24 protein-coding genes are annotated in these 18,779 nt (G+C 39.7%); 6 read left to right on the forward strand and 18 right to left on the reverse strand.

Going from position 1 to position 18,779, the window contains the following annotated elements; genetic code table 11:
• The first annotated feature begins 126 nt into the window (after window positions 1-126).
• A complete protein-coding gene (def, locus tag QM810_RS03165) occupies window positions 127-738 on the forward strand; it encodes a peptide deformylase (RefSeq protein ID WP_006151109.1) in 612 nt (203 codons plus the stop codon).
• Between the two features lie 44 nt (window positions 739-782).
• Window positions 783-1,511, forward strand: a complete 729-nt coding sequence (rlmB, locus tag QM810_RS03170) for a 23S rRNA (guanosine(2251)-2'-O)-methyltransferase RlmB (RefSeq protein WP_414253828.1) — start codon at window positions 783-785, stop codon at window positions 1,509-1,511.
• Between the two features lie 180 nt (window positions 1,512-1,691).
• Here the strand turns inward: rlmB and trxB are convergent, their stop codons facing one another.
• The 7 genes from trxB to QM810_RS03205 all read right to left on the reverse strand — a co-directional run bounded on the left by trxB (window position 1,692) and on the right by QM810_RS03205 (window position 6,046).
• The gene (gene trxB, locus QM810_RS03175; protein WP_414253829.1) at window positions 1,692-2,603 is read right to left on the reverse strand and encodes a thioredoxin-disulfide reductase; all 912 of its coding nucleotides are present in this window, start codon (window positions 2,601-2,603) and stop codon (window positions 1,692-1,694) included.
• A gap of 65 nt (window positions 2,604-2,668) precedes the next feature.
• Window positions 2,669-2,893 carry a DUF4059 family protein gene (locus QM810_RS03180; RefSeq protein WP_016465609.1) on the reverse strand — a complete coding sequence of 75 codons (225 nt, stop codon included), beginning with the start codon at window positions 2,891-2,893 and terminating at the stop codon, window positions 2,669-2,671.
• A gap of 79 nt (window positions 2,894-2,972) precedes the next feature.
• Complete coding sequence (locus QM810_RS03185) at window positions 2,973-3,716, reverse strand: amino acid ABC transporter ATP-binding protein (RefSeq protein ID WP_414253830.1); 744 nt, start codon at window positions 3,714-3,716, stop codon at window positions 2,973-2,975.
• Window positions 3,716-4,516, reverse strand: a complete 801-nt coding sequence (locus QM810_RS03190; protein ID WP_414253831.1) for an amino acid ABC transporter permease — start codon at window positions 4,514-4,516, stop codon at window positions 3,716-3,718. The genes QM810_RS03185 and QM810_RS03190 overlap by 1 nt, the downstream gene beginning before the upstream one ends.
• A gap of 156 nt (window positions 4,517-4,672) precedes the next feature.
• Window positions 4,673-5,029, reverse strand: a complete 357-nt coding sequence (locus QM810_RS03195; protein WP_036757721.1) for a Spx/MgsR family RNA polymerase-binding regulatory protein — start codon at window positions 5,027-5,029, stop codon at window positions 4,673-4,675.
• Between the two features lie 11 nt (window positions 5,030-5,040).
• Complete coding sequence (locus tag QM810_RS03200) at window positions 5,041-5,532, reverse strand: methylated-DNA--[protein]-cysteine S-methyltransferase (protein ID WP_414253832.1); 492 nt, start codon at window positions 5,530-5,532, stop codon at window positions 5,041-5,043.
• 13 nt (window positions 5,533-5,545) lie between these two features.
• Window positions 5,546-6,046, reverse strand: coding sequence for a GNAT family N-acetyltransferase (locus tag QM810_RS03205; protein ID WP_263394522.1), 501 nt, complete (start codon window positions 6,044-6,046; stop codon window positions 5,546-5,548).
• Between the two features lie 134 nt (window positions 6,047-6,180).
• Between QM810_RS03205 and QM810_RS03210 the strand changes: the two genes are divergently transcribed.
• Both QM810_RS03210 and trhA read left to right on the forward strand, forming a co-directional pair.
• Window positions 6,181-6,636 (forward strand): DUF1836 domain-containing protein, encoded by a 456-nt coding sequence (locus tag QM810_RS03210; protein WP_414253833.1) that lies wholly within the window; start codon window positions 6,181-6,183, stop codon window positions 6,634-6,636.
• A complete protein-coding gene (trhA, locus tag QM810_RS03215) occupies window positions 6,626-7,273 on the forward strand; it encodes a PAQR family membrane homeostasis protein TrhA (RefSeq protein ID WP_414253834.1) in 648 nt (215 codons plus the stop codon). The genes QM810_RS03210 and trhA overlap by 11 nt, the downstream gene beginning before the upstream one ends.
• Before the next feature lie 33 nt (window positions 7,274-7,306).
• Here trhA and pdxT read toward each other — a convergent pair whose 3' ends face one another.
• The 6 genes from pdxT to QM810_RS03245 form a co-directional block, all read right to left on the reverse strand.
• On the reverse strand, window positions 7,307-7,879 hold the full coding sequence (pdxT, locus tag QM810_RS03220; protein ID WP_414253835.1) for a pyridoxal 5'-phosphate synthase glutaminase subunit PdxT: 573 nt from the start codon (window positions 7,877-7,879) through the stop codon (window positions 7,307-7,309).
• Window positions 7,880-8,755 (reverse strand): pyridoxal 5'-phosphate synthase lyase subunit PdxS, encoded by an 876-nt coding sequence (pdxS, locus tag QM810_RS03225; RefSeq protein WP_316599047.1) that lies wholly within the window; start codon window positions 8,753-8,755, stop codon window positions 7,880-7,882.
• Window positions 8,756-8,893: 138 nt separating this feature from the next.
• Entirely contained in the window at window positions 8,894-9,526 is a 633-nt protein-coding gene (locus QM810_RS03230; RefSeq protein ID WP_049494849.1) for a Pr6Pr family membrane protein, read from the reverse strand.
• A gap of 2 nt (window positions 9,527-9,528) precedes the next feature.
• Window positions 9,529-9,867, reverse strand: a complete 339-nt coding sequence (locus QM810_RS03235; protein ID WP_414253836.1) for a zinc ribbon domain-containing protein YjdM — start codon at window positions 9,865-9,867, stop codon at window positions 9,529-9,531.
• Between the two features lie 138 nt (window positions 9,868-10,005).
• Window positions 10,006-10,677 carry a (d)CMP kinase gene (cmk, locus tag QM810_RS03240; protein ID WP_414253837.1) on the reverse strand — a complete coding sequence of 224 codons (672 nt, stop codon included), beginning with the start codon at window positions 10,675-10,677 and terminating at the stop codon, window positions 10,006-10,008.
• 8 nt (window positions 10,678-10,685) lie between these two features.
• On the reverse strand, window positions 10,686-11,177 hold the full coding sequence (locus QM810_RS03245) for an SAG1386/EF1546 family surface-associated protein (protein ID WP_414253838.1): 492 nt from the start codon (window positions 11,175-11,177) through the stop codon (window positions 10,686-10,688).
• 45 nt (window positions 11,178-11,222) lie between these two features.
• Here QM810_RS03245 and QM810_RS03250 point away from each other — a divergent pair, with 45 nt between their 5' ends.
• Window positions 11,223-11,426, forward strand: a complete 204-nt coding sequence (locus tag QM810_RS03250; RefSeq protein ID WP_414253839.1) for a ferredoxin — start codon at window positions 11,223-11,225, stop codon at window positions 11,424-11,426.
• 245 nt (window positions 11,427-11,671) lie between these two features.
• Here QM810_RS03250 and galE read toward each other — a convergent pair whose 3' ends face one another.
• From galE to QM810_RS03275, 5 genes are all read right to left on the reverse strand, one after another.
• The gene (galE, locus tag QM810_RS03255; protein ID WP_414253840.1) at window positions 11,672-12,691 is read right to left on the reverse strand and encodes a UDP-glucose 4-epimerase GalE; all 1,020 of its coding nucleotides are present in this window, start codon (window positions 12,689-12,691) and stop codon (window positions 11,672-11,674) included.
• A 100-nt stretch (window positions 12,692-12,791) separates the two neighbouring features.
• The gene (locus QM810_RS03260) at window positions 12,792-13,892 is read right to left on the reverse strand and encodes an NAD(P)/FAD-dependent oxidoreductase (protein ID WP_414253841.1); all 1,101 of its coding nucleotides are present in this window, start codon (window positions 13,890-13,892) and stop codon (window positions 12,792-12,794) included.
• 16 nt (window positions 13,893-13,908) lie between these two features.
• Window positions 13,909-14,706 (reverse strand): Nif3-like dinuclear metal center hexameric protein, encoded by a 798-nt coding sequence (locus QM810_RS03265; protein ID WP_414253842.1) that lies wholly within the window; start codon window positions 14,704-14,706, stop codon window positions 13,909-13,911.
• On the reverse strand, window positions 14,693-15,370 hold the full coding sequence (locus tag QM810_RS03270) for a tRNA (adenine(22)-N(1))-methyltransferase (RefSeq protein WP_414253843.1): 678 nt from the start codon (window positions 15,368-15,370) through the stop codon (window positions 14,693-14,695). Before QM810_RS03270 ends, QM810_RS03265 begins: the two co-directional genes overlap by 14 nt.
• 101 nt (window positions 15,371-15,471) lie before the next feature.
• Window positions 15,472-17,808, reverse strand: coding sequence for a cation-translocating P-type ATPase (locus QM810_RS03275; RefSeq protein WP_414253844.1), 2,337 nt, complete (start codon window positions 17,806-17,808; stop codon window positions 15,472-15,474).
• Between the two features lie 131 nt (window positions 17,809-17,939).
• Here QM810_RS03275 and QM810_RS03280 point away from each other — a divergent pair, with 131 nt between their 5' ends.
• Complete coding sequence (locus QM810_RS03280; protein WP_414253845.1) at window positions 17,940-18,689, forward strand: lysophospholipid acyltransferase family protein; 750 nt, start codon at window positions 17,940-17,942, stop codon at window positions 18,687-18,689.
• Window positions 18,690-18,779: the final 90 nt, after the last annotated feature.

Consider the following 18,779-nt stretch of genomic DNA (forward strand, 5'->3'; position numbering starts at 1 on the left):
TTACCTTATTATACCACAGACAAATTGGTATTTCCTTTTATTCTATAATTTTTTAACAGCTTCTGTGACTTTCTTTCTCATCTGATTTGTGTTATCATGTAAATGTAATGGAAGGAAGGAGAGAACATGTCTGCTATAGAACGTATTACAAAAGCTTCACATTTGATTGATATGAAAGATATTATTCGAGAGGGCAATCCAACCCTACGTGCTGTTGCCGAGGAGGTCACTTTCCCATTGAGCGATCAAGATATCATTCTCGGTGAGAAAATGATGCAATTTTTGAAACATTCACAAGACCCAGTTATGGCTGAAAAGTTAGGTCTACGTGGAGGAGTTGGACTTGCAGCACCCCAATTGGACATCTCAAAACGCATCATCGCTGTTTTGGTTCCAAATATCACTGAAGATGGTGAAACACCTCAGGAAGCCTATGACTTACAAGCTGTTATGTACAATCCTAAAATCGTCTCACACTCAGTCCAAGATGCTGCTCTAGGTGAGGGAGAAGGTTGTCTATCAGTCGATCGAGCTGTTCCAGGTTATGTTATCCGCCATGCCCGAGTGACTGTCGACTACTTTGATAAGGATGGTGAAAAACATCGCATCAAGCTAAAAGGCTACAACTCAATCGTTGTCCAACATGAAATTGACCACTTAAATGGTATTATGTTTTACGATCGAATTAACGAAAAAGATCCCTTTGAAATCAAAGAAGGCCTACTCATTCTCGAATAAAGAAAATCCCGTTGCAAGGCGGGGTTTTATGTTATAATAGAGCCATGAAAACAAATGATATCGTTTATGGCGTTCACGCCGTTACTGAAGCACTTTTAGCAAATACTGGAAATAAACTCTATCTCCAGGATGATTTACGAGGAAAGAATGTAGAAAAAGTTAAGGAACTGGCTACCGAAAAGAAAGTATCCATTTCTTGGACTTCAAAAAAATCTCTTTCCGAAATGACTGAAGGTGCTGTTCACCAAGGTTTTGTCCTACGTGTCTCTGAATTTGCCTATACTGAACTTGAGCAGATTCTTGCAAAGACTCGTCAAGAAGAAAACCCACTACTATTGATTCTCGATGGACTAACTGACCCTCACAACCTAGGTTCTATCCTAAGAACAGCCGATGCAACCAATGTTACAGGTGTCATTATTCCTAAACATCGAGCTGTTGGTGTTACTCCTGTCGTTGCAAAAACAGCAACGGGTGCCATCGAACATGTTCCCATTGCCCGCGTGACCAACCTCAGCCAAACCTTGGATAAACTTAAAGAAGAAGGCTTTTGGACTTTTGGAACTGATATGAACGGGACTCCTTGCCATAAATGGAACACAAGTGGCAAAGTCGCTCTCATTATCGGAAATGAAGGAAAAGGTATCTCAAGTAACATCAAAAAGCAAGTGGACGAGATGATCACTATTCCAATGAATGGACATGTACAAAGCCTCAATGCCAGTGTTGCTGCTGCTATTCTCATGTACGAAGTCTTCAGAAATCGATTATAAAAAGAGTGAGGTTGGGACAAAAGATCCCAACCTCACTTTTTATTAGCAATCAAACTTTGACGCGGTAGCTAATTGAACTTTTTGTTCATCTTTTAGACTCCAAAAAGCTCCTAATCATCCTCGCGGGGCTGGGACTACGAAATCGAGACTTCGTCCATTGATTTCTGTCCCACCGCCTTTTTAATTATGTTCAGTAATATATTTATAGGCTTCTTGACCTGCAATGGCGCCATCTCCAACTGCTGTTGTAACTTGACGAAGGTCCTTTTGACGAACATCCCCAACTGAAAAGACTCCTGCAACACTTGTTTTCATATGGTCATCTGTCACAATCCAACCTGATTCATCTTGGATTTGTAAATCCTTTGTAAAATCACTAACTGGATCTAAACCAACGTAGATAAATACACCACCAAAGGCATGTTCAGTCACTTGATTTGTTTTAACATTTTCAATGACAACTGACTCCACACGGTTTTCACCCTTGATTTCTTTGACAACAGAATCCCAAATGAAGTTGATTTTTTCATTGGCAAAGGCGCGGTCTTGCAAGACTTTTTGAGCACGGAGCTCATCACGACGGTGAACGATGGTTACAGTTTTGGCAAACTGTGTTAAGAAGATTGCTTCCTCAACTGCTGAGTCGCCACCACCTACAACTAACAAATCTTGGTCACGGAAAAAAGCTCCATCACAGACCGCACAGTAAGAAACACCACGGCTATTGAGTTCTTCTTCACCTGGAACTCCCAAGAGACGGTGCTTAGAACCAGTCGCCACGATAACTGTACGTGTTTCAAATTCTTCATCATCTGTGATTACTTTCTTAACATCACCATGGTCCTCAACATTTTCAACAAAGCCATAAAGATGCTCAACACCAAGATTTTCAAGAGGTTCAAACATCTTTTCTGCTAACTCAGGTCCACTAATATTGGCGTAACCTGGGTAGTTTTCAATATCAGAAGTGTTATTCATCTGACCACCTGGAAGACCACCTTCAATCAAAGCAACTTTCAGATTACTGCGTGCTGCATACAAGGCTGCAGTCATCCCTGCAGGACCTGCACCGATAATAATCGTATCGTACATTCTCTTTCCTTCTTTCTTGTTGTAACTATTTTTATTCTAACGGATTATATCCTATTTAACAACTATTATGCCTTGAGAACCAACAAGATACTCATGGTTGCAAAAGACAGTACTGGAATTATCAAAACTCCAATCATAATCATATCGTAGAGGTGAGCTTGACGTTCCTTAGCAGTTTTATCGGCTCCTGATAGTGCTCTAAAACCAATCCAAAGCCCTAAAACCAGTAAGACCAGTAGTATCGTCAACACTAAACTCTCTAAATATAAAGCAAATAGCTGGACTAACATGCTCTCTCTCATTTCTATTAATTTTAAAGAGCAAACCCAGTTAGCTTAGCTAACTGAGTTTTTCTTATCTTCTATTATATCAAATATAGGTCCGTTTGTAACTAGCAAAGAATTCTTTTGTTCGTTCTTCTTTCGGATGATTGATAATCTCATCTGGTGTTCCAGACTCAATAATCTTTCCTTTATCCAAGAACAAAATCTTATCAGCTACTTGAGAAACAAAGGACATATCGTGACTCACCAAAATCATGGTTTGTCCTGATTTAGCGGCATTGGCGATAGATCTTTCTACCTCACCAACCAATTCTGGATCCAGTGCTGAAGTTGGTTCATCTAAGAGTAAGACGTCCGGTTTCATAGCCAAAGCACGCGCCAAGGCTACCCGTTGTTTTTGTCCACCTGACAAGTGACGAGGATAGTGTTGTTGACGATCAGATAGACCAACCTTAGCCAACTCTTCTTTGGCTATCTTAGTCGCTTCTTCATCTGATAGTTTTTTAACTACTACCAAACCTTCCTTGACATTGTCTAAGGCCGTTCTACGCTCAAACAAATTGAACTGTTGGAAAACCATCGATAGTTTACGACGAAGAGTCAAGATTTCTTCTTGCGTAATTTGAGAAAAATCCACTTTGAAATCATCAATCTGAATACTTCCACTATCAGGAGTTTCCAGATAATTTAGACTACGAAGAAAGGTTGATTTCCCAGCTCCTGATGAACCAATAAGAGCAACGACCTCTCCTTTTTGAATATCTAAGTTCAGATGATCCAAAACTGTCTGACCTGAAAAGGATTTGCTTAAATTTGAAATTTTAATCATTAGCGAAGCTCTCCTTTCACATCTGTCTCAATATTATCTGGTGCTGAAATCGCCATTTTTCTTTCAATGAAACGACCAAGATTTTCAATAGCAATATTTACAACCCAATAAACTAGAGCTACTGAGATGAAACGTTCGAAGTAACGATAGTCTGCACCACCTAAGATTTGAGCTTGGGCAAAAACTTCTACGACACCTGCACTAAAGGCGAGGGAAGTTCCCTTGGTCAATCCGATGAGGGAGTTAATCAAAGTTGGTGTTGCAACCACTGCTGCATTTGGAATAATCACACGGCGATAAACTTGTGCACGTGTCATCCCAAGACTGCGAGCAGCTTCAATCTCACCAGGATTTACAGAAAGAATGGCTGCACGGATGGTTTCACTAGCATAGGCTGCCTCGTTAAAGGCAAAGGCTACAATCGCAAACGCTGCAGCTGGAATCGCATTGATATTAAATGCAGTTCCCCATTGTTGATTCAATGCTTTAAGTGCCAAAGGAATTCCGTAATAGGTCAACATGAGTTGTACTAAAATAGGAGTTCCTTTTAAGAAACTAACAAAAAAAGCTTGTAATGGATAAAGAATTCTAACGCGATTGATTTTTACAATAGCAAAAAGCAGGGCTAGCATAATTCCAAAAAAAGCACCAAATACTGTCAACATCAAAGTTGTCGGTAATTGCTGTACTATTCTTGGAATCCCATCAAAGACTGAACGCCAACTAAAGAGTTTGCCGTCTGGGATATATTGCATCAAATTTTGATACCAATCAGATGCTAAAATCGTTGTAACATTCATAGAAACATCCTCTCAAGATAATGATTCATTCTATCATACTTCTGCCCTAATATAAAATATTTGCTACGGGCATATCGTACATTATCTACCTTCTAGTTTATCATACTTTAAAAGTGGGAGGTTATATATTTTATCTATCAAGGAGATAGACAAAAACTAATTCAAATCCAAGTTATTGTATGTTTTACGATAGCCAATTTGTTTTACAAGACCATTTTCAACTAGTATCGGACGTTTTAACAGCATACCATCACTAGCTAAGAGTTTGGCTGCTTCTTTGTTTGACAATGTTCCAACCTTATCTTTCAATCCGAGTTCACGATATTTGATGCCACTAGTATTGAAAAATTGCTTCAATTCAAATCCCGAAGTTTCGAGCCAATTTAAAATGACCTTTTCACTCGGAGTCTCTTCAACGATATGAACGTCTTTATATTCTAGTCCAAGTTGATCTAATTCTTTCTTAGCTTTTTTACAAGTTGTACATTTTGGATATTCGATAAATTCTAACATATTTTCTCTTTCTATTTTTTATTTTCTTGATAACTTGCACCTTCATGATTTAAGAGCCAAGCCTTCTTATCAAGTCCCCAAGCATAGCCTGTCAGACGTCCTCCAGCACCTAGCACACGGTGACAGGGGACAAGAATAGACCAGGGATTGCGCCCTACTGCTCCTCCGATTGCTTGGGCAGAAGCTACTTGCAAGTCCTTAGCTATTTGTCCATAGGTAACAGTCTGTCCAAAAGGAATGCCACGCAAGTAGTTCCAGACTCTTTTTTCAAAGTCACTACCGACAGGAGCTAAAGGCATCTCAGATAAGTCTTGATTTTTCCCCTTAAAATAAGTCTCTAAATAGGAAGTAATTTGATTTAAAATGGGATGACTTTCAACAAGAGTTACATCATTTTCAGATAATCCCTTCTCAAAATCGCTCTCTTCTTCTATCCATATCCCAAACAGATAGCGGTCATCTGCTACCAGAGATAGGGGACCAATCGGTGACTTGTACAGCATCTTTGCATACTTCTTAGGCATTTGATTTTAATTTTTGATAGGCCAAGCGTTCCCCGTCTACTGGAACTTTACCAACCTGTTTAAAGCCAAGTTTTTCAAAGATATGCTGCATAGCTTTGTTTTTAGCGTGCGTATCCGAACGAAAATCCAAGTAATCAAAGCCTTCAATCAAGCCTTCCAAGAAGGTCTGGGCAACACCTTGCCCTTGCACATCACTAGCGACAGCAATACGGTGAAATACTAAGTATTCTGCTTCATTTCCCTCCCAGTTGCCATCATAAATTGCTTCATAAGCTTTTTCCGGGCTTTTAGTCACTGCTGCATAGGCTAAGAGTTCTCCTTCTTCCAGCGCTACGTAAGCCTGTCCAGAGATAATATCTTCAATAATTGTATCTGCATCTGGGTAGCCGTTTTGCCACTGAGTGCTACCAGCTTCTGCCAAACATTTCTTGGCTCCCTCAATCACTTGCATAATTGCATCAACTTCGTTTGGAAAGGCTAAGCGAATCTCCATCATTTATCCTCTTTTCATACTATTTCCTCTCATCATAGCATAAATTATTTCTTTCTACAAGCACTTGAAACTTGACTTATTATTTCCAATGTTTTATAATCTAGTTATCAAAACTAGATAAAAAGGAGTTGGAAATGAAATCTGTTTTTTCCTACCCAAAATGGGAAGAAATTCCAAGTATCAATCTCTATCTGGACCAGGTTTTACTCTATGTCAATCAAATCTGTCCTCCAGTTTCTCCAGATAAGGAGAAAGGTTTGACAGCCTCCATGGTTAATAACTATGTCAAACATGGCTATATAAGTAAACCCGAAAAGAAAAAATACCAACGTAAACAAATTGCTCGTTTGATTGCTATTTCGACTCTTAAGTCCGTTTTTTCTATCCAAGAAATTGCTCAAACCCTTAATACCCTACACACAGACACTAATTCAGAAAAACTTTACAATGCTTTTGTGGACTATATGAATGAAGACATTGACCCAGCAAATCCTATTATCCAGGCAAGCTGCCAAACTGTCAAACTCTATCATCAAACACTAGCACTAGTCTATACAGAAACTGAAGAGGAGGAAACAAATGAATACTAGTTTCAAACTTAGTAAACGACTTAGTTTTGGAGAAGAAATTGCCAACAGTGTCACCCATGCTGTAGGAGCATTTCTCATGCTCATCCTACTTCCCATTTCATCAACCTATAGTTACGAGGCGCATGGTTTCTTATCGTCTATCGGTGTTTCCATCTTCGTCATCAGCCTCTTTCTCATGTTCTTATCATCAACTATTTATCATTCTATGGCTTACGGTTCGACTCATAAGTATGTCTTGCGGATTATTGACCATTCCATGATTTATGTGGCAATCGCTGGATCTTATACTCCTGTGGTTTTAACTTTGATGAACAACTGGTTTGGTTATCTGATTATTGCTATCCAGTGGGGAACAACTATTTTTGGTATTCTTTATAAAATCTTTGCCAAAAAAGTCAACGAAAAATTCAGTCTCATCCTCTACCTCATCATGGGATGGCTTGTATTGGCTATCTTACCAGCAATCATCAGTCAGACAAGTCCAATGTTCTGGTGTCTTATGGTATCAGGTGGCCTTTGCTATACAGTTGGCGCTGGATTCTACGCTAAAAAGAAACCATACTTCCATATGATTTGGCATCTCTTCATTCTAGCAGCCTCTGCTCTCCAATACATTGCTATTGTTTATTACATGTAAAAAAGAAGTTGGGAAAAATCCCAACCTCTTTTTTTATTTACACATATTCATAAAGTACTGATGCAAGCGAAGATCATTTGTCAATTCCGGATGAAATGAAGTCACTAGCATATTCTTTTCTTGAGCCGCAACGATTTGATCGTTGACGATTGCTAGAATATCAACGTCCTCACCAACACTACTGATAATTGGACCACGGATAAAGGTCATGGGAATCTTACCAACACCCCTACACTCTGCTTCGGTATAAAAACTTCCTAACTGACGTCCATAGGCATTACGCTCTACTACTATATCCATAGTCGCTAGATGACTTTCTTCCTGAGTGGTAATCTCTTTTGCTAGTAAAATCAAGCCTGCACAAGTCCCAAAGACTGGTAAGCCATTGAGAATAGCTTCTCTTAAAGGGAGTAGCATATTCTGGTCACGTAGAAGTTTTCCCATAGCTGTCGACTCACCGCCAGGTAAAATCAAACCTGACAAGTCACTCTGATGTTGTTGAAAGTCTTCAAGATTTCGCAATTCAATACTTTCAACTCCTAGTTCAGCAAGCACTTTTTCATGTTCTACAAAGGCTCCCTGCAAAGCTAATATTCCGATTTTCATCTATTTTCCTCGCTCAGCCATGAGAATTTGGATCTCGTTTTCATTGATACCTACCATGGCTTCTCCTAAACCTTCAGAGATTTGAGCTAGAATTTGAGGATTTTGATAGTTTGTAACTGCCTTAACAATTGCTGCCGCACGTTTGACAGGATCACCTGACTTGAAAATCCCTGAGCCAACAAAGACGCCTTCCGCACCTAGTTGCATCATGAGAGCAGCGTCCGCTGGTGTTGCAACCCCTCCAGCTGCAAAGTTGACAACTGGTAATTTCCCATGTTCGTGGACATATTGAACTAATTCTACTGGTACTTGCAAGTCCTTGGCAGCAACATATAGTTCATCTTCGCGTAGATTTTGAATACGGCGAATTTCTTGATTCATCATGCGCATATGACGAACAGCCTGTACGATGTCTCCTGTTCCAGGTTCCCCTTTGGTACGAATCATCGATGCTCCTTCAGCGATACGACGCAAGGCTTCTCCTAGGTCTTTAGCACCGCAAACAAAAGGAACTTGAAATTCTTTCTTATCCACATGGAAACGGTCATCAGCTGGAGATAGAACTTCGCTCTCATCGATATAGTCAATCTCGATTGCTTCTAAAATTTGAGCTTCGACAAAATGCCCAATTCGAACCTTAGCCATAACTGGAATACTGACAGCTTCTTGTATTTCCTTAATCATCTTTGGATCACTCATCCGAGAGACACCACCCGCTGCACGAATATCAGCTGGAATTCGCTCCAAGGCCATAACAGCTGCCGCACCTGCAGCCTCAGCAATTCTTGCTTGTTCAGGGTTTTGAACATCCATGATGACGCCACCTTTAAGCATTTGTGCCAAATTTTTATTTAATTCATAACGATTTTCAGTCATTTTTTCTTCCTCAATAGTTGTGTTGGTAGCTACAGTTTTATTGTAAAGTAAAAAAGACTGCATAACAAGATAAAATAAATCAATTTGTCCGGGTACAATTATTTCTATCACAAAAAAAGCACCCACATAGGGGTACTTTTATTTCTTAGATTTTTTAATACTTTTCACAAGATAAAAGAGATATCCTGAAACCATATAAGCAACAAAGATAGTGGCTGCCCATTTAAAGACAAAGCCCCAACCATGTTTGGTAGCATTCAAAAAGAAATAAGGGAAGGGACTATCCTTAGCATTAGGGACATCCATCTTTAGAACAAAACCGTTTAAGAGGGCAAAAATCATATAAAGCAAAGGAAGACTGGTCCAAAGCATGGGATCAACCAACTTATATTGGCGACTCTTGTCAAAAATAATTGTATCTGCTAAAAACCAGAGAGGGACAATATAATGGCAAAGGAAGTTTTCCAAACGGTAAAAATCTGTCGTCAAAGGAGCTAGCATGAAATGATAGATGACACAAGTAATCATAATACTCATAGTGACGCCACCTTTGAGACGTAGAATACCAGGACTCTGCCAACTATCACCACCACTACGCATCTTTAACAAAAGATAACCTGTAAAGAGTACAACTAAAAGGTTAGAAAGTACTGTGTAGTAAAGCAACATCCCTAAACCACCGCGTTTGGTAATCTCCAAGTATACACCGGTAAAGGCTGCTATAAATAAAAAGATACGACTATAAAATATTACTTTTTCGTTTTTAATCATGATTAAATCTTCTTCACAAATTCTGATTTAAGTTTCATAGCGCCAAAACCATCAATTTTACAGTCGATGTTGTGGTCACCTTCTACAATACGGATGTTTTTAACACGAGTTCCTTGTTTGAGGTCTTTTGGAGCCCCTTTGACTTTAAGGTCCTTAATCAAAGTAACTGTATCTCCATCAGCTAATTTATTTCCATTTGCATCGATGGCAACAACTCCTTCTTCAACTTCTGCTTGCTCAGCAGGATTCCACTCGTAAGCACATTCTGGGCAAACAAGAAGTGTGCCATCTTCATATACGTATTCTGAATTACATTTTGGGCAATTTGGTAAATGATTCATGTTATCTCCTTAAAAAATTTATGATTATTTGAATGTCAAATTTTCTTTAACAGCAACTATTATACCTTAAAACAGACTATTTGACAAATCATGATAAAAAACGACAAACCGAAATTCAGTTCATCGTTTTTATAGTTCTTATAAATGTTTTTGTGCTTCTGATTTAATATTTTCAACAACTTCTAAAATAGAGAGTCCAGTCGTATCCAAATAGATTGCATCCTCGGCTTGCTTGAGAGGTGAAGTTTCACGATGACTATCTTTATAATCACGCGCAGCAATCTCTTCTTTCAAAGTTTCCAAATCTGTTTCGATACCCTTTGAAAGATTTTCCTTGTAACGGCGTTCCGCACGCTCATCTACAGATGCTACTAAAAATATCTTCAATTCAGCCTTAGGCAAGACTACTGTTCCAATATCGCGGCCATCCATAACGATACCACCTTGTTGGGCAATTTCTTGCTGAAGGGCTACCAATTTTTCACGAACAGCTGGAATCGCCGCAAAAGCAGAGACAGCGTTGGTTACTTCATTTTCTCGGATTGGATTTGTTACATCTACATCTCCAACGAAAACAAGTTGTTCTCCATTTTCAGCACGTCCAAAGCTAATTGGATATTGTTCCAATAATTCAAGAAGTTGAGATGGCTCATTTGGGCTAATTTGGTTTTTCAATGCGATGTAAGTCGCAGCACGATACATAGCGCCTGTATCCAGATAAGTATAACCAAAGTCCTTAGCAATAATCTTAGCTACTGTACTCTTACCACTGGAAGCTGGCCCATCAATAGCAATCTGAATTGTTTTCATTGTCACTCCTATCTTGTCTTAAGGACATCACCAGGATTTGCGAACCAAGTTCCTGAAGACATATGACCAGGATTCAAGGCTTCAAGTTGAGCAATAGAGATTCCAGCACGGGCTGCAATCGCTGCTTCACCTTCTCCTGGCAAAACTGTTATTGTTCCTTCAGAATCAGTATGCGCATCTGTATGTTCTTGTTGGGTTGTCTCTGCTTCAGTTGCCTCTGTTGACTGAGCAGTAGTAGCCACTGTTGTGACTTCCTCTACTTTTGGAGCTGAAGGATCATAAAAATCTTTCAAAGCTGAAGTGCGGTCACTTCCGCCTGATGACAAGTAGACTAATACAACTACCATACCAACAACGATCACAAAGAATAGAATTGCCAAGACAGTCAAAATTCGATTGGCAACGACACCTGAACCTTTTTGGTTTCGTTGACGACGTTCTGTTCTTGATTCTTCTTCCTGGTTTTCATAAATATCTTCTTGCCACGGTTCCTTTTCCATACCTTACTCCTTGAGTTTTTTTTAGTTTCTTATTACAATATAAATATGAAGATTAGACTTATACCTGAACGTTGCATCGCCTGTGGGCTCTGCCAAACTTATTCAGAATTATTTGATTACCATGATAATGGTATCGTCCGTTTTTTCGATGATCGCGAACAATTAGAGAAAGAAATTCCTTGTAGCGAGGATGTTTTAGAAGCCGTTAAAAATTGCCCTACTCGTGCTCTAATCATTGATGAATCTTAAAATTTGGTGGGCCATAGATTTCTAATTTCCACTCCCTCTAGTGTAGCATAATTTTCTAGAAAATTATAGTCTTTTGCTAGACTAATTTTATACAATTTTACATTTAGTTGTTCCAATATTTCAATAATAAATAAACTGTTCTTTTAAGACGTTTTTCTATCACACAAGCACATTATTTCAAGCACATATAAAGTATTAAAAAAGAGGAATTTCTTCCTCTTTTTTTCTATAATACCTCTTTTTATTTAATCTTCAAATCCATTTGGATGCTGACTTTGCCAACGCCATGCATCCTCACACATCTCTGTAATACCAAGTTCTGCTTCCCAACCGAGCTCTGCCTTAGCTTTTGCTGGATCTGAGTAGCAAGCTGCAATATCCCCTGGGCGGCGTTCAACAATACGGTAAGGAATTGGGCGACCAACTGCTTTTTCCATATTTTGGATAATTTCAAGGACAGAATAACCTTTTCCTGTACCAAGGTTATAAATGTTGAGTCCTGAACCTTTTTGAAGTTTCTTAAGTGCTGCAACGTGTCCTTTCGCAAGGTCAACAACGTGGATATAGTCACGTACACCTGTTCCATCTTCAGTATCGTAGTCATCCCCAAATACTTGGACTTGTTCCAACTTACCAACTGCGACTTGTGTAACATATGGCAAGAGGTTGTTTGGAATACCGTTTGGATTTTCTCCTAAATCTCCACTCTGATGCGCTCCAATTGGGTTGAAGTAGCGAAGTAAAACAACATTCCATTCTGAGTCTGCTTTATAGATATCTGTCAAGATTTCTTCAAGCATTAGCTTGGTACGACCATAAGGGTTGGTAGCTGAAAGTGGGAAATCTTCGAGGATTGGAACTGTATGCGGATCTCCATAAACTGTTGCTGATGAGCTGAAGATGATGTTCTTACAGTTTGTCTCTTCCATAACTTTCAAGAGACTGACAGTTCCTGCGATATTGTTATCATAGTAGGCAAGTGGGATACGTGTAGATTCTCCTACAGCCTTCAAACCAGCAAAATGGATGACTCCTGTTGGTTCTTCATGTTTGAAAATATCACGAAGTGTATCTGTATCACGAATATCTGCTTCGTAGAAAGGAATTTCTACGCCTGTGATTCTTTCAACTACTTCAAGACTTTTACGACTACTATTGACCAAATTATCCACGACAACAACTTGGTGTCCGGCTTGAACCAGTTCAATGACAGTGTGACTTCCAATAAAACCTGCTCCACCCGTTACCAGAATTTTTTCTTGCATTTTATTTCCTCAATTCTTGGATTATTTTATTCATTTTACCATTTTTGATAGAGAAAGTCATTTACTTTCCTAATACTACCGTAAAAACTAGGTAAAAGATTTACGATTGTTTCTTTTTAATATATCTTTCGGTCTGATAATCAGCCGGATCTAATACTCCACTTCTCCCCTGAAGCATTTGAGCTAGATGATAACCGATTATGGGACCAGTTGTTAATCCTGAAGATCCTAAACCACTCGCTGTATAGACTCCTGATAAGTTTGGAACCTGTCCAAAGAATGGAGAGAAATCACTTGTATAGGCACGAATCCCCACGCGCCCACCACTTATCATTGTATCTTTTAAGCTAGGATAAAATGGACTCGCTGCCTCAGCCATTTGCTGAAGCAAATTTTCATCAACTGTTAGGTCAAATCCCATATCATTTTCATGAGTAGCTCCCAGAGACAACTTCCCACCTGGAAATGGAATCAAATCCCACTCCCCTTCAGGCATAACTACAGGATAAGCTCCCATGTCTTGTTCCACTTGGTAATCTCGAAGTTGCCCCTTTTGAGGACGAACGTCTACCTCATATCCTAAAGGCTCTAAGATGTGACCAAGCCAAGCTCCTGTGGACAAGATAACTTGGTCAAACATTTGATTGTCTATCTGATAACCCGGTACTAGAGGAGTTAGACTGACCTCCTTCTTTACGACCTTCACTTGACTGGCTTCGAGCAAGCGACTAACTAAAAGTTGTCCATCTACTCGAGCCCCTCCAGAAGCATAGAGCAATCTCTCAAATCCCTCTAATCCAGGGAATAGACTACTTGCTGCCGTTTGGTCTAAAACGGCTAATTTTCCTATTAAGGGAGATTCATCTCTACGTTTCAAGGCTAAGTCATAGAGTTCCTCGAGCTTGGAATCATCTTTTTTGAGAAGTAAGACTCCTGAGCGCTGGTAGAAATCAACCTTTTGACCCGATTTTTCCAAGTCAGCTAATAAATCCACATAGAAATCAGCTCCTAGTCGCGCCATCTTGTACCAGGCCTTATTGCGTCGTTTAGAAAACCAGGGACTGATAATTCCTGCCGCTGCCTTGGTCGCTTGTCCGTGCCCATGATCAAAGACAGTTACTTCGACCTCTGCTTCTTTAGAGAGATAGTAGGCGGCTGTTGCCCCTACAATCCCTGCTCCTACAATGGCAACTTTTTTCATTGTCTTTACCTTCTAACTAGATATGATGGAATGGATTGGTTGATGCCTGACTTGCGATAACTTCGAGAGACCAAACATTTTCTTCCTTCCATTCGTTCAAGAGTGCTGCAATTCTTTCCACAAAAAGCACTTCGATATAGTGTCCCGGATCCAGAGCCAACAAGCCATCTGACAGCATATCTTGGGCAGTGTGGTAATAAATATCACCAGTGATGTAGACATCTGCTTCTTTTGCTAAAGCATCAGAATAGAAAGATTGCCCACTGCCACCACAGATAGCAACTCTTGAAATGGTCTTTTGCAAATCACTCTCATGATAATACACCATACGGAGACTATCTAGACCAAAGACTTCCTTAACATGACTGGCAAATTCTTCAAAGGTTTGAGGTCTAATAGTTCCAATACGGCCAATCCCACGTTCAGGACCTGTTTCCTGTAGATAAGTTGTGTCCTCAATATCCAATAGTTGGCAAAACCAGTCATTAAGGCCGTTTTCAACAATATCAATATTGGTATGGCTAACATAGACTGCAATATCGTGCTTAATGAGATCGATATAAATCTGATTTTGAGGACGGCTAGCTACCAAGTCCTTGATTGGACGAAAGATAGGCGCGTGCTTGACGATAATCAAATCTACACCCTTTTCAATGGCTTCTGCAACCGTTTCTTCACGAATATCGAGGGCAACCATAACCTTTTGGATTTCTTTGTCTAGGGTACCAATCTGCAAACCACGGCTATCACCCTCCATAGAAAATTCTTGAGGACAATAGGCTTCATAACGATTTATCACTTCACTTGCTTTCATGGAGCACCTCCTTGATGGCTTGAATTCTATCTACTAAAACTTGACGTTCTTCATGATTTTTTTCTGGGATTTGGGCTAGGGCAAACTCAAGCTTAGCAGCTTCTTTTTGCCATTTTTGGATGAAGACTGGACTGACTTCTTTGGACAAGAAGGGGCCAAAGCGGACATCAGTTGCTGATAGATTCATTTTACCAGCTTCTACAACTAGAATCTCGTAAAATTTCCCAGCTTCTTCTAGAATACTTTCTGCTATGATTTGAAAACCATGCTCTTGTAACCAACTACGTAACTCATCTTCACGGTTATTTGGTTGAAGAATCAAACGCTCAACAGTAGCTAGTTTGTCCAAACCATCTTCTAATATCGTGGCAATCAAGCGACCACCCATTCCAGCAATAGTGATAACAGAGACCGGATCAGCTTCTTCAAAAGCAGCCAAACCATTGGCTAAACGAACCTGAATTTTCTCAGTCAAACCATGACTCTCAACATTTGTAACTGCAGATTGGTAAGGACCAACTACTACCTCTCCTGCAATGGCAGCTTCAATATGCCCTTTTTCAACTAATTCAATCGGCAGATAAGCATGATCGCTCCCGACATCCAGCAAAACAGCTCCTTGAGGTACAAAGGAAGCTACTGTTTCTAATCTCTTTGAAATCATCTTCTCTCACTTTCAAAAACTCTATTTCCCTTTATTATACCATATTTTATCTAGCAATCCTGTACCTAAAAAAGACCGCAATCAAGGATTGCAGCCTTTCTTTATTTTTTAGCTTGATAACGACTTGTCAGGATGAAAATGACAGCAAATATGACCATCATAATGCCATAGACAGGTAATGTTTGTCCTGTCAGTGTTGAAATTTCAAGTAATTTTTGAAGTCTTGGAAATAGAGCAGTTCCAAGGAAACCACCAACTGACCAAATAATCAAGAGAACACGCCACAGACTAAATGGCAAGCAAGCTCTAACTACTGACATGAAACCAATAGATGCCAATAGATAATACAGAAGTGTCGAAATTTCAATAGCTGACCAGCCTTGACTTGTTCCAAAAATTTTAACAAAGAGAACACTAAAGACTACCATCAAGGCACTTGGTAGTGCACGAAGCATGGATTTTCTGAGGAAGTTTTGTTCCACAGGTTTGATATTTCGTTCAAAGGTCAATACAAACGGCGGGAATCCTTCGACAAACTGGTCAATCATGGTAATCTGAATCGGAATGAATGGGAAAATCAGAATCCATTCAGTACGTCCCAACAAAGCACTTGCAATACAGATGACTGCTAGCAAGAAGGAATAGATGGTCTTAATCAAGAAAATCGGAGCGATGTGGGCAATGTTATTGACCACACGACGACCTTCAAAGAGAATCTCAGGAACATCATTAAAGTCTGAGTTCAAGAGAACCAGATTTGCAATCTGACGAGTCGCTGGATCTCCTTCAGCCATAACGATGGAACAGTCTGCCTCACGGAGAGCAAGGATATCATTGACACCATCTCCTGTCATTGCTGTAGTATGTCCTGCTTTTTTCAGAGTTTGGATGATTAGTTTCTTTTGATGAGGCGATACACGTCCGAAAATGGCTGTTTCTTTAGCCATGGCTATCAATTCTTCATCATTAATTTTCGAACAATCTACATAGCTCTGATAGTCTACAAAACCTGCTTTTTGGGCAATACTTGAAACAGTGACTGGATTATCACCAGAGATAATTTTCAATCCCACTTCCTGAGAACGAAGATAGTCTAGCGTCTCAGCAGCACCTTCTCGGATTGGATCTAAAATCTCAAGCAGAGCCAAAGCCTGAATATCCGATGGCTTCTGTGGTTTATGGTGGTCAAGTTTTTCTTGACTGAGGGCCAGAACCAAGACACGAGATCCTCGTTCAAGAGCTTCCCTGGCTTCAGGAACTTCAGCATCCAACAATATCTCAGGTGCACCTAGGAAAACAGTTCCGAGACCTTCCAATTCCATCGCTCCCCATTTTCGATCACTAGAAAATGGAAGATTAGAAATCATCGGATAGGATACCTCTCCCGCAAAACGCTTTCGAATAGCTTGGGCAGTTGGATTTTTATCCTCACTGTGCGCTATATAGCTGGTTAGTATTTTTGCAATAGCATCCTTGTCATAAGCCTGGGTCAGAGGAAGAACAGTCTCAACCTGCATCTTCCCTTGAGTGATGGTACCTGTTTTATCCAAACAAAGCATATCCACGCGCGCAAGGGTTTCAACAGAGTACATCTCCTGCACCAAAACCTTTTTCAAACCCAGCTTAATAACAGCGGTTAAAAGAGAGGTAATGGTCAAGAGTGCGATTCCCTTAGGCAACATCCCCAAAAGAGCTGTAGAAGAATTGACTACAGAAGACTTCAGTGGCAGACCTTTTAAGATCAAGGCTTCAAGCAAGAGAGCAATACCAAAAGGAATGATAATTTTCCCAGTAAAGCCGGCTAACTGGTCTAGCGATTTCATGATACGAGAGTTAATTGGCTTCACTGTCTTGGCTTCAAGCATGAGTTTAGCAGCATAGTTATCCGCCCCAACATGATGTACCTGAGCGAGGACAGAACCACTTGCAAGAAAGCTACCCGACAACATTAAGTCTTCTACTTCTTTTTGAACCAAGTCGCTCTCACCCGTTAACATGGCTTCATTGACTTCTGCAAAACCTTCTAATACAATGGCATCACTTGGAATCTGATCCCCTGCAGACAAGCGAATCACATCATCCAAAACAAGCTCTTCAGGGTCCAAAGCAATCTCTTGTCCATCACGAATAGTCGTAATCTTTTCTTTATTCAAGAGATTGAGTTTATCAACCATATGCTTGGCACGTAATTCAGTTACAATTCCTGAAAAAGCATTAAAACAGATAACCGCAAAGAAGACCAAATTACTCCATGCTTGAACAAAAGCGAGTGCTAAGGCGATGGCAAAGTTTAGAGCATTGAATAAAGTAAAGACATTTCTCTTCACAATCTGCCATGTACTAGTACTAGCTGAAGCTTGGAAATCATTGACCTGTCCCTGTTTCTGACGTTCTTTTACTTCTGATTGGCTTAAGCCCATAATTTTATTTTTATCCATAAATTCTATCATATCATTTTTTTTTTAATATTTCTAATTTCATATAAAAAGCTATTCCGCCTAAACAAAAAACATTTGCCTGTCCTAGTATGATAAGGTATAATAAAAGAAAGAAAACTGAAGGAGACATCATGTTTTACACTTATCTGCGTGGGCTGGTTATGTTGATTCTATGGTCAATCAATGGAAATGCTCACTTTCACAATACTGAAAAAATTCCAAGTTTAGATGAAAACTATATCCTTGTTGCCCCACATCGTACCTGGTGGGATCCAGTCTATATGGCTTTTGCAACAAAACCAAAGCAATTTGTCTTTATGGCTAAAAAAGAACTCTTTTCAAATCGTATCTTTGGTTGGTGGATTCGCATGTGTGGTGCCTTCCCGATTGACCGAGAAAATCCAAATTCTTCTGCCATCAAGTATCCAATCAATGTTCTTAAAAAGAGTAATCGTTCACTGATTATGTTTCCAAGCGGTAGTCGTCATTCTAACGATGTTAAGGGTGGTGTAGCCCTCATTGCAAAGATGGCCAAGGTTCGCATCATGCCTGTTACCTATACTGGGCCTATGACTCTAAAAGGGCTTGTCAGCCGTGAACGTATTGATATGAACTTCGGAAATCCTATTGATATCTCAGATATTAAAAAGATGAATGATGAGGGAATTGAGATGGTTGCCGATCGTATCCAATCTGAATTCCAGCGACTAGATGAAGAAACAAAACAATGGCACAATAACAAAAAACCGAATCCACTCTGGTGGTTCATCCGTATCCCTGCCTTGATTCTCGCAATTGTAATCGGAATTCTGACAATTCTCTTTACCTTTGTAGCAAGTTTTGTTTGGAATCCAGATAAAAAGAGAGAGCAATTACAATAGTCTAATCTTCATAAGCCCAAGTAATAAACTTGGGCTTATTTCAATAAATTAAGATACTATTTAGAATATTGACAAAAGCTTAAATCTATA

Source organism: Streptococcus infantis, from assembly GCF_047464155.1.
GTDB lineage: Bacteria > Bacillota > Bacilli > Lactobacillales > Streptococcaceae > Streptococcus > Streptococcus infantis_U.